A 13,129-nucleotide genomic window follows, 5' to 3' on the forward strand; every position below is an offset into this window, starting at 1 on the left:
CTTATGACGCTGGGTGATTATCGGAAGCACGCCCCTGCCGGCTCAACATGCTATAGCCGTCAGGTCCCGTACAACCAAAAGGGAAACGAAATAAGGCAGCCTCAGGTGACGTACGCGCCCGGCAGCAGCGCGGAGATCGACACGTCGAATGCGCGCGCGATCTTGTCGGCGGTGACGATCGACGCGATCGCCTCGCCGCGCTCGATCTCGCCGACGTACGAGCGGTTCAGCCCCGCATGCTCGGCCAGTTGCTCCTGCGACCACGTGCGCGCCTCGCGCAGCTTGCGCACGTTGGCGCCGAAGTGATGGATGAGGTCGCTCATCGCGCCTCCTAGGCGACGCGCGCCGCCGCGCGCGGCGCGGCGTTCGCTTCGCTGCGCAGCACGGCCTGCGTGACGTTTTCGCCGGGCGGCACGTCCTGCGTGAGCCACACGTTGCCGCCGATCACCGCGCCGCGTCCGATCGTCACGCGGCCGAGGATCGTCGCACCGGCATAGATCACGACGTCGTCCTCGACGATCGGATGGCGCGCGAGCCCTTTCTCCAGATGGCCGTCCGCATCGCGCGGGAAGCGCTTCGCGCCGAGCGTGACGGCCTGGTACACGCGCACGCGCTCGCCGATGATCGCCGTCTCGCCGATCACGACGCCCGTGCCGTGGTCGATGAAGAAGCCCGCGCCGATGCGCGCGCCCGGATGAATGTCGATGCCCGTTTCCGCATGCGCCTGCTCGGCGATGATCCGCGCGAGCAGCGGCAGGCCGAGCCCGTACAGCTCGTGCGCGAGCCGGTGGTGGATCATCGCGAGGATGCCCGGATAGCACAGCAGCACCTCGTCGACGCTGCCGGCCGCCGGATCGCCGTGAAAGGCCGCCAGCACGTCGCTGTCGAGCAGCCGGCGGATCTCGGGCAATCGCGCGGCAAAGGCCTGCACGGCTTGGGACGCGACTGCGTCGATGTTGTCGGGCGGCGCCCCGTCGGTATGGCGGTGACGCGCCGCGTAGCGCAACTCGAGCGTCACTTGCGCGAGCAGCGCATTGAGCGCCGCGTCGAGCGCATGGGCCACGTGGAAGTTCTCGCTCTCCTGCCGCAGGTCGGGTGGCCCGAGCCGCATCGGGAACAGCACGCCCTTCAGCGCGCCGATGATCTGCGCGAGCGCCTCGCGCGCCGGCAGGTCGCGCCCGCCGGGTTCGAGCGAGCGCCGCTGCTTCTCGCGCCATGCGCGGCGCACCGTCTGCAGCGATTGAACGATGTCGTCGATGTCGAATGCGGCCATGCTGCCTTCTCCCCGTAACGGCCGTGAATCAGTCCTGCGCCCACGGCAGGCCGCGGAAGCGCCAACCGTTCTGGCTACCGCGCTGCTGCCGCTCGTCGAGGTCGCCCTCGAACCCTTCGAGCACATTGAACACCTGTGTGAAACCGCCCTTCGCCGCGGCCTCGGCCGCCTGGGCCGAGCGGTTGCCGCTGCGGCACAACAACAGCACGACGGCGTCCTTGCCGGTCTTCGCTTCCAGTTCGCGCACGAAGCGCGGGTTGCGCGTCAGGCTCGTGCCGGTCGCCCACGGCACGTGCAGCGATTCCGGCACGTGACCGACGAATTTCCGTTCTTCCGCCGTGCGCACGTCCACCAGCAATGCGTCGCCTGCCGAGAACAGCGCCCACGCGGTTTGCGGCGACACGCCGCCCGCATAGGACTTGCCAGCCGCCGCGGCCGCCGTGCGCGCGTCTTCGAGCGCCTGTTGCGCAGCGGTTCGTTCTTCCAGTTCAACCGTCATGACACTTCCTTGTTTTCGCTGATTCGTATGAACAAAAACACCGGGAATTCGGCCGTCGCAGCTTGCGTGCTGTCTATAGCCGTCAGCACCACTATGCGAGGGCCGCCGGGGAAGCAGAACCAATAAAAATTCATTTCCTAATCAGCGCCGCGGGGAATGCAATAGCAGACGCGCGCTATGCATGCGCGGTCGCTGGCGGGCAGGAAAGGCAGGACGACGACCGTTCGATGTCAGCCATCGAAGGAAATTGAAAGGAGGCGGGAGGCGATCAGCGCGGCATGCGGCGCGCTGTCATGGATTCCAGAATGGCATGGGAGGCGCCATGCATCGACGAGGCCAGCGCACCTCGCCGACGCATCCGCCCGTCAGTGAAGTCAATCAGGCCACCGGATCGACCGGCACAATCGGCGCACCGCGCGCTTCGATATCGCGCCCCGCGAGCAGGCACAGATCCTCGCGATGATGCGCGGCCACCACCTGCACGCCCACCGGCACGCCGTTCACGACCGACGTCGTGACGGCCAGCCCCGGCAGCCCCATCGCGGGCAGCGCGCGCAACGTGAGCTGCGCCTCCCACACGCGGTCGAAGCCGTCCGGCCCCTGCCTGTCGAGATCGTCCGGGAACGGTAGTTCCGACGACACCGGCAGCAGCAACACCGGGTACGCGTCCAGAAACAGCCGCCATTGCCGCGCCAGCGTCGTGCGGCGAACCAGCGCGCGGCCGATCACGTCGGCGGGCAAATCGCGCACCTTGCCGCGCACGGCCTCGATCACCGCGGCCGCGCCCGGATCGCCGTCCTGCCCGACCGCGTTCGCCAGCGCATCGAAGCCGTCGCCCAGCCAAAGCTGTTCCTGCAGCAGCGCGGCCTCGCGCAGCGGCGGGGTCTCGTCGATCTCGTCGACGCTCCAGCCCGCGTCGACCAGCCGGCGCGCGGCATCGCGCAACGCGGCCTCCACTTCCGGCACGACCGCCAGGCCGCGCGGCCGCACGCACAGCGCCGCACGCTTCGGCACCTCGCGCCCGTCGAACGGCGCCGCCACGCTCCACGGATCGCGCGGATCGGGTGCGGAGAACGCGCGCAGCGCGAGCGACAGGTCGTCGATCGTGCGCGCGATCGGCCCCGCCGCCGACATCAGTTGCGCGCCGATCGCACGCTCCGGCGACGACGCATTGAACGCCGGCACGCGGCCAAGCGACGGCCGGATTCCATGGACGCCGCACGCATAGGCCGGGTAACGCACCGAGCCGCCGATGTCGGTGCCGAGGGCAAGCGGGCCGATCCCGGCGGCCACCGCAGCCGCCGCGCCGCCGCTCGATCCGCCCGGCGTCAACGACGGATTGCGCGGATTGCGCGTGCGGCCATGCACGAGATTCGACGTGAACCAGCGCAGCGCGAACGTCGGTGAATTGGTGCGGCCCAGCAGAACCCCGCCGGCCTTCCGGATGTTGGCGACCACCGGGCTGTCGGCGTGCGCGATCAGGTGTTCCTGCAGGCGCGTCCCGTTGGTCGTCGCGAAATCGGCCTGGTCGATGTTGATCTTCACGGTGACGGGTACGCCCGCGAGCGGGCCCGGATCGTCGCCGCGCGCGATCGCGCGGTCGACGTCATCCGCCTGCCGCCGCACGTCGTCGGGGCGGTGTTCGACCACGGCGTTGATCGCCGGATTCACCGCATCGAGACGATCGAGCACGGCGTCGGCCACTTCACGCGCGGACACGTCGCGATGCCGCACGCGCTTCGCGAGTTCGCTTGCCGGCAGTTGCCAGAGTTCGGTCATGACTTCTCCTGGTGGAAAGACATCACACGCGCGCGCGGCGCCGCGCTTCCTCGCGAAAGCGCGGCACCGTGTTCACTCACTGCGCCGCCTGCTTCGCGCGTTCGGCCGCCGCAATGATCGCGTCGGCCACGGCCTTCGGCTGGCTCAGCATCGCGACGTGGCTGCCGTTCACGCGCGTGAGCGTCGCGCCGATCCGCTTCGCCATCGTTTCCTGCAGTGCCGGATCGATCATCCTGTCCTGCGTCGCGACGACGAACGTCGACGGCTTCGCATGCCACGCGGCCTGCGTGACCTTCTCCGAGATGCACCCGCCGTACCAGGGCCCCTGCGTCGCCGCGACGAGGCGCTGCTGCGCGGGCGGCAGGTCCGGCGCGAAATCCTGCGCGATCGCCTTGTCCGACAGCCGCGCGAAACCGCCCGCGTCCTGGCGCAGTTCGCCGGCCCACGACGGGGCCGGCAGCCCCTGCGTGACGTCGGCGATCGACTGGCCGTTGTCGGGCGCGAACGCCGCGACGTACACGAGCGACTTCACCTTGTCGTCGTTGCCCGCCTCGCTGATCACGACGCCGGCCCACGAATGGCCGACCAGCACGACCGGTCCCTTCTGCTCGTCGATCGTACGCTTCGTCGCGGCCGCATCGTCGGCAAGCGAACTCAGCGGATTCTGCACCGACACCACGTGCAGACCGCGCGCCTCGAGCAGCGGAATCACGCGGTTCCAGCTCGACCCGTCGGCGAACGCGCCGTGCACGAGCACGACGTTCGTGCCCTTCAGGTCTTCCTTCGGCGCGGCCTGCGCCGCGACCGCACCGGACAGTCCGCCGATCACCGCGGCGGACACCAGAACGCGTTTCATCAAACCGGCCATCGTCATGCTCCTTTCTCTGTCGTGTCGTTCAAATGAAGTGCTGCAACGAAGGCCGCGCCTGCTTGCGACAGGCGCGGCAGCGGGTCACGAATGCGCGTACAGGTCGTCGGCCGCGTCTCGCGCGGCACGCGCTTGCGCCGCGTCGCGATGGCCGGCAGACGTCGATGCATCGGCCACGTTGTCGCCTTGCGACTTCGACGGGCCGTTCTGGTCGGAACGCGCGACCTGCAGCGCGACGATGACGTCTTCCGGGTAGTGCGGCTCGCTGCGCGCCGGGTTGTAGCCGGCCTGTTCGAGGCGGACCAGGTCGGCGCGCACGTCGGCACGCGTGAGGCCGTGGCCGGTATCGGCGAACGACAATGCGGGAGCAACGGCGAGGACGGCGACAGCGAGGATTCGAGCGGCTTTCATGAGGATTCTCCTTGACGGAAGTTGAGGTGTCGATCACTGGGCGCCCGGTGCGAACGTCTGGCACCGAACGTTTGCTGCATGTCGACAGTAGAACCCGCCCACGTATCCCGAATGTTTCCGGAACCGGTGCTTTCTGCATGCCAGTTTTTCCGGAATGGCCGCAGATACAGTGCGATACAAACCCGCTCGCCGATGCATGCCGCCACGCCACGCTCGCCACGCATCATGAAAAAAGGCGTGCCTCGCAAGGCACGCCTTTCCATCGAACGCACACCGCCGCGTCGCGTCAGGGCGTGAGTCGCGTGAACACATAGTCGTGGTTCTTCACCCGCGCCTGGTGACACGCAAAGCACGTCTGATGCTGGCCGATATCGGCCGGCACGCCGTTGACGAAGCGCCCGAAGCCCCAGCCGCCCGTCGACGCATAACGACGCGCGTCCTTCACCATCACCTGCACGGTCGTCGCCTGGCCGGGTACCGTCGCCGGCGCGAACTCGTCGGACTGCCTGCGCTTGTACGCGAGCTTCACGAGGATCGTGCCGTCGGGAAACGGCAGCGTCGCCTGTTCGAGCGCGCGGATCGCGACCGGGTTGCCGAGCACCACGCGCAACTCGTCGAGCGGCGCGGCCTCTTCGGCCGGCGCGACCATTTCCCACTTCCGGTAGCCGGGCGGGATCGTCACACCGTAGATCGGCGAGGCCGCCGCCGCCGGCTTCGGCTGCTCCGCGAACGCGGCCGGCCCACCGGCCGACAGCGCGCCGCCCAGCAGCACGCCGGCGACGAGCGCACGGCGCGCGCCGCGCCGCCATACCCGCACGCGTGCCCGCATCACAGATGCTCCACTTGCAGGATCGCATCGGCGAACGCCTGCGGCGCTTCCTGCGGCAGGTTGTGGCCGATGCCGCCGGAGATCGTCCGGTGCTGGTACTTGCCGGTGAACTTCTTCGCGTAGGCGGCCGGCTCCGGATGCGGCGCGCCGTTCGCGTCGCCTTCCATCGTGATCGTCGGCACCGTGATCGCCGGCCCGGCCGCCAGGCGCCGCTCGATGTCGTCGTACTGCGCCTCGCCCTTCGCCAGCCCGAGGCGCCAGCGATAGTTGTGGATCACGACGGCCACGTGATCGGGGTTCTGGAACGACGCGGCCGTGCGTGCATACGTCTCGTCGGAAAACTTCCACTTCGGCGACGCGAGTTGCCAGATCAGCTTGTTGAACGCGTCGCGATTCGCCGCATAACCGAGCTCGCCGCGCTCGGTCGTGAAATAGAACTGATACCACCACTGGAATTCGGCCTGCGGCGGCAGCGGCTTGCGGTTCGCCTCCTGGCTGCCGATCAGGTAGCCGCTCACCGACACGAGCGCCTTCACGCGCTGCGGCCACAGCGCCGCGATGATGTCGGCCGTGCGCGCGCCCCAGTCGTAGCCGCCGAATACCGCGCTGTCGATCTTCAACGCATCCATCAGCGCGACGATGTCGACGGCCGTCACGGCCTGCTGGCCGTTGCGCACCGTGTCGGCCGAGCGGAACGTCGTCGAGCCGTAGCCGCGCAGGTACGGCACGATCACGCGATAGCCGGCCTTGACGAGCAGCGGCGCGACGTCCGCATAGCTGTAGATGTCGTACGGCCAGCCATGCAGCAGGAACACGACGGGGCCGTTCCTCGGTCCGAGGTCCGCATATCCGACGTTGAGCACGCCCGCGTCGATCTGGTGGATCGTGCCCAGCGACGCGCTGCCGGCCGGGCGCTTCGCGGCCGATGCATCGGGCGCCGACTGCGCATGCGCGAGCGCGCTGAAGCCGAGGTCGGCCAGGCTCAGGCTCGCCAGCGTCGAGCCCAGGATCAGGCGGCGGCGGGTGTTCACGGTATCGGGCATGACTCGTTCTCCATTGTCGATCGCTAAGGAAGAGGCCCGCGGCACAGGCGGGCAATCAGGTGTCGCCGTTCGCAGCGGCGGCGCATGGCACCGCGCCGCCGTGTGAATCGCTTCACCGGTTTTATATCCGAACCCTCCGGAGGCTTTGTATCCCAACGTATCCGCGTGCGAACCCGACACACAGCGATTCAAAAATCGCGCGAGAAACGACGCTTTCGGGCGACCGCGCGGCACACGCGGCCACCGTGTGGCGGTACGTCAGAACAGCCTGGCGATCGCCGGCACGCTGAGCACCGCGACGTAGTAGCCCATGAACTGCACGCCCGTGTTGAACGCGAACAGGCGCGACAGCATCCCGCCGAACAGGCCGATCGTCACGATCACCGCCAGCCCCAGCAACTGCCCTTCCCACACGCCGATCACGACGATCAGCCCCGCGAAGGTCGCGATGATCGCTTCGTGACTCAGCTTGCGCGCGACGAACGATGCCGCACGGTGCGCGTGGTGCATCGCGAGCGGATACGCGATCAGCGCGGCCAGCAGGATCGACAGCAGCCCGTAGCCGAGAAACTCGGGCCAGCTCATCAACGTATGCAGGTTGTGGATCTGCCCGCTCGCCGCGTCGACCGTGAAGCGCGGCGGCGCATTGAACAGCGGCGCGGCCGGGCCGGCCGCCACCGGGCTCAGCGGCAGCCCGAACGCGATCAGCGGAATCAGCGCCTCGGCAATGTAGGTCGCCTCCGTCACGCCGTTGCGCGCGGCGATCACCGTCGTCAGCCGCTGGTACGCATGACGCACGCGCGCGCCGACGACCTCGCCCATCAGCACCGTCATCGCGACCGGGCTGAACACGAACGTCGCGCTCGATACCGCGGCCGTGCCGACCGTCCACGCGACCTGCTCGCGGTCGAGCACCTTCAGCGGATTCGGGAAATAGCCGCGCCAGCTTTTCACGTCGGGCGCGAGCACGAACGTCGACGGCCCGTCGCGGCGCATGCGCCGCCGCTCGGCCGGCGACAGGATCGAGAACAGGTCGGCCACGAGCGGCCCGATCGCGATCCCGAGAAAGTAGCTGACGCTCAGCTTCACGCCGTAGCGACCGGTCAGCGCCTGCAGCCCGACCACCAGCATCACGAACGGCACGAGCAGCAGCACCGACGCCCAGCGCCCCGCGGAGAAGTACGCGATGCCGATGGCCGCCGCGAGGAACACCCACGGCGCGGCCTTGGCGATCGCCGCGCCGAACGGCGCGAGCAGCGACGCGAACAGCACCGCGAGCGGCAGCGCGACGAACGCGGCGACGATCGCGCCGGAAATCATCTTGCGCAGCGCGATATGCGGCACGCCCAGCGCGCGCAACAGCGTCGCCTGCTGCAGCAGCGGCGCGGCCATCGTGTCGCCGGGAATGCCGAGCAGCGCGGTCGGGATCGAATGCGTGATGTGCTTGGCCACCGCGCCCGCGAGAAAGAACGTGAACACGCCGGCCGGCGGGACGCCGAGCAGTGCGACGAGCAACGTGAGCGGCGCGATCGTCGTCGTTTCGTCGGTGCCGGAGATCAGCCCGATGGCGGAGAACACGATCGCGCCGAGCAGCCCCATCGCGAACGCGGCCGGCAATGCATGCAGCAGCGCGTCCATCAGCGGCCTCCCGCGCGGGCGCGCCCGGACGACGCGTCGTAGGAGGCGAACAGGTCGAGCAGCCCGAGTTCCTCCATCTCGGCACGCGCGCTGGCCGACAGGTCGCTCGCCGAACCCAGGCCGCCCGACGCTTCGGCGAGCTGCCGCAATGCCGCGTCACGCTCGGCGCCGCCGGCCGCATGTTCGATCACCGTGCGCTTCGGCTTGAACAGCACCGCGCAGATCGTGCCGGCCAGCAGGCAGCCGCCGAGGCCGATCAGCATCGCGTAAGCACGCGCGATCGCCACGTCGTGGACGAACGACGCGAGCACGACGCGGCCGATCTCGAACGCTCCGAGGCTGATCGCGATGCCGAGCAGCACCGACCACGCGAGATGTTTCGTCGCCACCGTGTCGCCCCATACCTCGACGAGCGTCGCGGCCGACGCATCGGCACCGGCCAACGGCCCGGCACGATGCGGCGCGCGTGCGAGCGCGCTTGAACCGGTCTGTTCCATGTGTCTCCTCCTGGATTGATATGTCGCCGGCCTGGCCGGCGTGGCGCGCCGCACGCCGCGTGCGTGACGCGGCGTGCAGTCCGCGCGTCAGCCGCCGCGGCGGCCCGCGAGCAATTCGACCGCGAAGTCGGTGCGCACGTCTTTCGCCGCGACCATCTGCTGCGCGATCCGGTCGATGTCGGCGCCGGTCGCGCCGGCCGCGACCGCGATGTTGCGGGCATGCAGCGCCATGTGGCCGCGCTGGATGCCTTCGGTCGCGAGCGCGCGCAGCGCGCCGAGATTCTGCGCAAGCCCGACCGCCACCGCAATTTCACCGAGTTCCTGCGCGGAAGTCACGTTCATGATCTTCAGCGCGAGACGCGCGAGCGGATGCGTCTTCGTCGCGCCGCCGACCAACCCGACCGGCATCGGCATCTCGATCGTGCCGACGAGGTCGCCGTTCGCGGCCTTCTCCCACGTCGTCAGCGACGTATAGCGGCCACTGCGGCTCGCATACGCATGCGCGCCGGCTTCGACCGCGCGCCAGTCGTTGCCGGTCGCGACCACGACCGGGTCGATGCCGTTCATGATGCCCTTGTTGTGTGTCGCCGCGCGGTACGGGTCGGTCGCCGCGAACACGTAGGCGTCGATCACGCGATCGATGACGTCTTCACCGGAATAAGCGTCGGTCGCGAGCGTGGCGGCCGCGTACCGTACCTCCGCACGGGCCAGCCGGAGATCCGCGAGGTTGGACAGTATCCGCAACCGTACCTGGCCCCCGGTAATCGCCTCGATGCGCGTCGCGACCGTTTCGGCCATCGTATTGACCGTGTTCGCCCCCATCGCGTCGCGCACGTCGACGATCAGGTGCGCGACGATCATCGCGCCGCGCGGCGTGTCGGGAAACACGTGAACCTCGATGTCGCGGCAGCCGCCGCCGAGGCCGACGAGCACCTTGTCGCGGCTGTTCGCGAGTGCGACCAGTTCGGCCGCATGCCGCAGGATCGCGAGCCGCGCGCCGTACGGATCGTCGACGCCGATCACCTGGACCTGCGCGCGCATCAGCGGGCCGCTGCTCGACGTGCGGAAGCCGCCGGCCGCGCGCGCGAGCTTCGCCATATACGATGCGGCCGCCACGATCGACGGCTCCTCGACGGCCATCGGCACGATCACGTCGCGGTCGTTGATCCGGAAGTAGCCGGCCACGGCCATCGGCAGCTCGAACGTGCCGATCACGTTCTCGATCATCCCGTTGGCGACCTCGAGCGGCAGCGCGCCCGGCTTCGCGAGCAGCGCATGCTCGGCATCGTCGAGCCCGACGGCGCGGGACAGGTGGGACAGGCGTTGCTCGGGCGTGAGCGCGCGGAAGTTCGGCAAGGCGGAATCGATGGGCATGACGGGTCGGTTGTCTCGGGGTGGCGGTATTGCCCGTCGGTGCTTGCGGCGGGCATCGGATAGCCGAATAATAGTCACGCTGTACCCTTTGAAAAGGTACAGACGACGCAGACAGTCACCCAACCGTACCCATGACAGTGGGCCGGCCCAACGGAACATGCCGATGAAACAGCGTGCAAGAGCCAGCCTGTCTGGCACGATGGCGGACAATCTCGCCAGACAGATCGAGGAAGGCGTGTTGCCGGCCGGCGCGAAACTGCCCTCCATCAGGGAATACGCCGAGGCATCCGGCTGCTCGAAGAACACGGTGATCAGTGCATTCGAGATGCTCGCGGCCGACGGCCTGATCGAGCCGCGCCGCGGCTCGGGCTTCTTCGTGACGCGTCGCGCGGCAGCCGCGCCCGACATCGACGAACCGAGCTCGCTCGACCGCGCGATGGACATCGTGTGGCTGATGCGCGAGCAGTTGCACGTGAAGCCCGATGTGCTCAATCTCGGCGAAGGCTTCCCGCCGATCGAATGGCTCGAGGAAACACGGCTGAACCAGTACCAGCAGCGCATCATGCGCACGAGCGCCGCGTCGCTGTTCCGCTACGGCAGCCGCTTCGGCTACCTGCCGCTGCGCCAGTCGCTGCAGCAGAAGCTCGCCGGCTACGAAATCGAGGCACCGCCCGCGCAGATCGTGCTCACGCACGGCGCGAACCAGGCGATGGATCTCGTGCTGCGCTACTTCGTGCGCCCGGGCGACACCGTGCTCGTCGACGATCCCGGCTACTACCCGCTGTTCGGCAAGCTGAAGCTGAGCGGCGCGAACATCGTCGGCGTGCCGCGCGAGATCGACGGCCCCGATGTCGCGAAGCTGGCCGAACTTGTCGCGACGCACCGGCCGAAGCTGTTCTTCACGCAATCGGTCGGCCACAACCCGACCGCGACCGATACGAGCGCGGCCAAGGCGCACCGCATTCTGCAGCTCGCCGATACGCACGACCTGATCATCGTCGAGGACGACGCGCTCGCCGACCTGCGGCCGCGCTCGCTCACGCGCATCGCGACGCTCGACCAGCTGCGCCGGACCATCTATATCGGCAGTTTCTCGAAATCGGTGTCGGCTGCGCTGCGTGTCGGGTTCCTTGCGTGCAATGCGGCGCTTGCGAGCGACCTGGCCGACGTGAAGATGCTGACGCATGTCAGCAGCTCCGAGTACTGCGAACGCACGCTCGACGCGATCGTCAGCGACGGGCACTTTCTCAGGCATACGAATCACCTTCAGGAGAAGCTGCGACGCGCGACCGGCAACGCGCTCGATGCGCTCGGGCGTCTTGGCGCGGAGGTCTATCGGTCCTGCGACCAGAGCCTGTATCTGTGGGCCGCGCTGCCCGGCTGGCCCGATTCGATGCAGCTCGCGCAGGCGATGCTGGCGCGCGGCGTGATCCTCGCCCCCGGCGCGGTGTTTTCGCCGCAGGCCGATCGCCCGTCGAAGTATTGCCGCTTTAACGTTGCGTATCTGGCGGACAAGCGGTTTGCGCAGGCCTTGCAGGCGGTTGCCTGAAAACGAATGCGGGCCGCACCACCGCCCGGCCCGCATTCGTCGTGCAACCCCGCTTACCCGCGCCGCAACGGCCGGAACCCGGCCCGCACTTCACGCGCAAACAACTCCGGCTCCTCCCATGCCGCGAAGTGCCCGCCCTTGTCGACTTCGTTGAAGTAGATCAGGTTGTGATAACTGCGCTCGGCCCAGCTGCGCGGCGCCTGGTAGATCTCGCCCGGAAACACCGTGATTGCCGCCGGCAATGAGATATCCACCGCGTTGAAGTTGTTCGAGTGATCCTCCCAGTAGATCTGCGCGGCCGACGTCGCCGTGTTCGTCAGCCAGTACAACGAAATGTCGTCGAGAATCTCGTCGCGCGGGATCGAGCGTTCGGGCACGCCGCCGCTGTATGTCCATTGCGAAATTTTGTCGTACATCCACGCAGCCTGCCCGGACGGCGAATCCGCGAGCGCATAACCGACCGTCTGCGGACGCGTGACCATCATCGCCGAGTAGCCGCAGTTGTCGCGATAGAACGTCGCGAGCTGCTCGTACGCGGCCCGCTCCTTCGGCGACAGCGAAGCCGGCGCGGGCGCATCGGTCGCGAGCAGCGTCGCGATATCCGGCGGCACCGTCGCCGGCATGTTCACGTGAATCCCGGCCAGCCCCTGCACGCGCTGCATCGCCATCCGGTGCGAAATCACCGAGCCGCAGTCGCCGCCCTGCGACACGAAGCGCATATAACCGAGCCGCGCCATCAGTTCGCCCCATGCCCGCGCGATGTGGTCGGAGCCCCAGCCGGTTTTCGTCGGCCGGCCCGAGAAGCCGAAGCCCGGCAATGACGGCACGACGACGTGGAACGCATCGTCGGCGCTCGCGCCGTGCGCGGTCGGGTCGGTCAGCGGGCCGATCGCCTTCAGCAGCTCGAAGATCGAACCCGGCCAGCCGTGCGTCATGATCATCGGCATCGCGTTCTCGTGCCGCGAGCGCACGTGGATGAAATGAATGTCGAGCCCGTCGATTTCCGTGATGAACATCGGGAAACCGTTCAGGCGCGCCTCGCCCTTGCGCCAGTCGTAATCGGTGCCCCAGTAGCGCAACAGCGCCTGCATGCGCGCGAGCCGCACGCCCTGCGATTCGTCGGCGACGGTCTCGCGGCCCGGCCAGCGTGTCGCGGCAATGCGGCGGCGCAGGTCGGCCACGGCTTCGTCGGGAATGTGCGCGGTGAACGGGCGTATGCCGCTCGCGCCGGTTGCGGCATGCAGCGCGGTGGGCAGCATCGCCGAGACGCCGGCGGCCACGGAAGTGGCCAGCAGGTGGCGACGCAGCGGGGAAAACGGTGTGGAAGACATCGTTCGGCATCTCCTTTCGTGAAGTGGAAAGTGAACAT

The 13,129-nt window shown here is 68.4% G+C and carries 13 protein-coding genes; 1 reads left to right on the plus strand and 12 read right to left on the minus strand.

From position 1 onward, the window contains the following. Positions 1–101 precede the first annotated feature (101 nt). The 11 genes from AC0KUR_RS03665 to AC0KUR_RS03715 all read right to left on the minus strand — a co-directional run bounded on the left by AC0KUR_RS03665 (position 102) and on the right by AC0KUR_RS03715 (position 10,211). Positions 102–323, minus strand: coding sequence for a helix-turn-helix domain-containing protein (locus tag AC0KUR_RS03665; RefSeq protein ID WP_034188402.1), 222 nt, complete (start codon positions 321–323; stop codon positions 102–104). An 8-nt stretch (positions 324–331) separates the two neighbouring features. Continuing rightward, on the minus strand, positions 332–1,273 hold the full coding sequence (epsC, locus tag AC0KUR_RS03670) for a serine O-acetyltransferase EpsC (protein ID WP_034188403.1): 942 nt from the start codon (positions 1,271–1,273) through the stop codon (positions 332–334). Between the two features lie 28 nt (positions 1,274–1,301). Further along, a complete protein-coding gene (locus AC0KUR_RS03675; protein WP_049030959.1) occupies positions 1,302–1,772 on the minus strand; it encodes a rhodanese-like domain-containing protein in 471 nt (156 codons plus the stop codon). A 378-nt stretch (positions 1,773–2,150) separates the two neighbouring features. After that, the gene (locus AC0KUR_RS03680) at positions 2,151–3,551 is read right to left on the minus strand and encodes an amidase family protein (RefSeq protein WP_473375381.1); all 1,401 of its coding nucleotides are present in this window, start codon (positions 3,549–3,551) and stop codon (positions 2,151–2,153) included. A 76-nt stretch (positions 3,552–3,627) separates the two neighbouring features. Then, positions 3,628–4,419, minus strand: coding sequence for an alpha/beta fold hydrolase (locus tag AC0KUR_RS03685; protein WP_059560080.1), 792 nt, complete (start codon positions 4,417–4,419; stop codon positions 3,628–3,630). Between the two features lie 84 nt (positions 4,420–4,503). Further along, positions 4,504–4,830 (minus strand): DUF4148 domain-containing protein, encoded by a 327-nt coding sequence (locus tag AC0KUR_RS03690; protein ID WP_473375382.1) that lies wholly within the window; start codon positions 4,828–4,830, stop codon positions 4,504–4,506. A gap of 286 nt (positions 4,831–5,116) precedes the next feature. Continuing rightward, positions 5,117–5,659 (minus strand): cytochrome P460 family protein, encoded by a 543-nt coding sequence (locus AC0KUR_RS03695; protein ID WP_473375383.1) that lies wholly within the window; start codon positions 5,657–5,659, stop codon positions 5,117–5,119. Then, positions 5,659–6,702: an alpha/beta fold hydrolase gene (locus AC0KUR_RS03700; RefSeq protein WP_473375384.1), complete on the minus strand. Its 1,044-nt coding sequence runs from the start codon at positions 6,700–6,702 to the stop codon at positions 5,659–5,661. Before AC0KUR_RS03700 ends, AC0KUR_RS03695 begins: the two co-directional genes overlap by 1 nt. 258 nt (positions 6,703–6,960) lie before the next feature. Next, a complete protein-coding gene (locus tag AC0KUR_RS03705; RefSeq protein WP_069704472.1) occupies positions 6,961–8,340 on the minus strand; it encodes a tripartite tricarboxylate transporter permease in 1,380 nt (459 codons plus the stop codon). Continuing rightward, positions 8,340–8,837: a hypothetical protein gene (locus AC0KUR_RS03710; RefSeq protein ID WP_034188410.1), complete on the minus strand. Its 498-nt coding sequence runs from the start codon at positions 8,835–8,837 to the stop codon at positions 8,340–8,342. The genes AC0KUR_RS03705 and AC0KUR_RS03710 overlap by 1 nt, the downstream gene beginning before the upstream one ends. 87 nt (positions 8,838–8,924) lie before the next feature. Beyond that, positions 8,925–10,211, minus strand: a complete 1,287-nt coding sequence (locus tag AC0KUR_RS03715; RefSeq protein WP_034188411.1) for a hydroxymethylglutaryl-CoA reductase, degradative — start codon at positions 10,209–10,211, stop codon at positions 8,925–8,927. A 163-nt stretch (positions 10,212–10,374) separates the two neighbouring features. Here AC0KUR_RS03715 and AC0KUR_RS03720 point away from each other — a divergent pair, with 163 nt between their 5' ends. Continuing rightward, entirely contained in the window at positions 10,375–11,760 is a 1,386-nt protein-coding gene (locus AC0KUR_RS03720; RefSeq protein WP_473375385.1) for an aminotransferase-like domain-containing protein, read from the plus strand. Positions 11,761–11,813: 53 nt separating this feature from the next. On the opposite strand, the gene AC0KUR_RS03725 is transcribed toward AC0KUR_RS03720, so the two are convergent. After that, on the minus strand, positions 11,814–13,091 hold the full coding sequence (locus AC0KUR_RS03725; RefSeq protein WP_473375386.1) for an epoxide hydrolase family protein: 1,278 nt from the start codon (positions 13,089–13,091) through the stop codon (positions 11,814–11,816). Between the last annotated feature and the right edge of the window lie 38 nt (positions 13,092–13,129).

Source organism: Burkholderia sp. YHN3-13 (genome assembly GCF_055810675.1).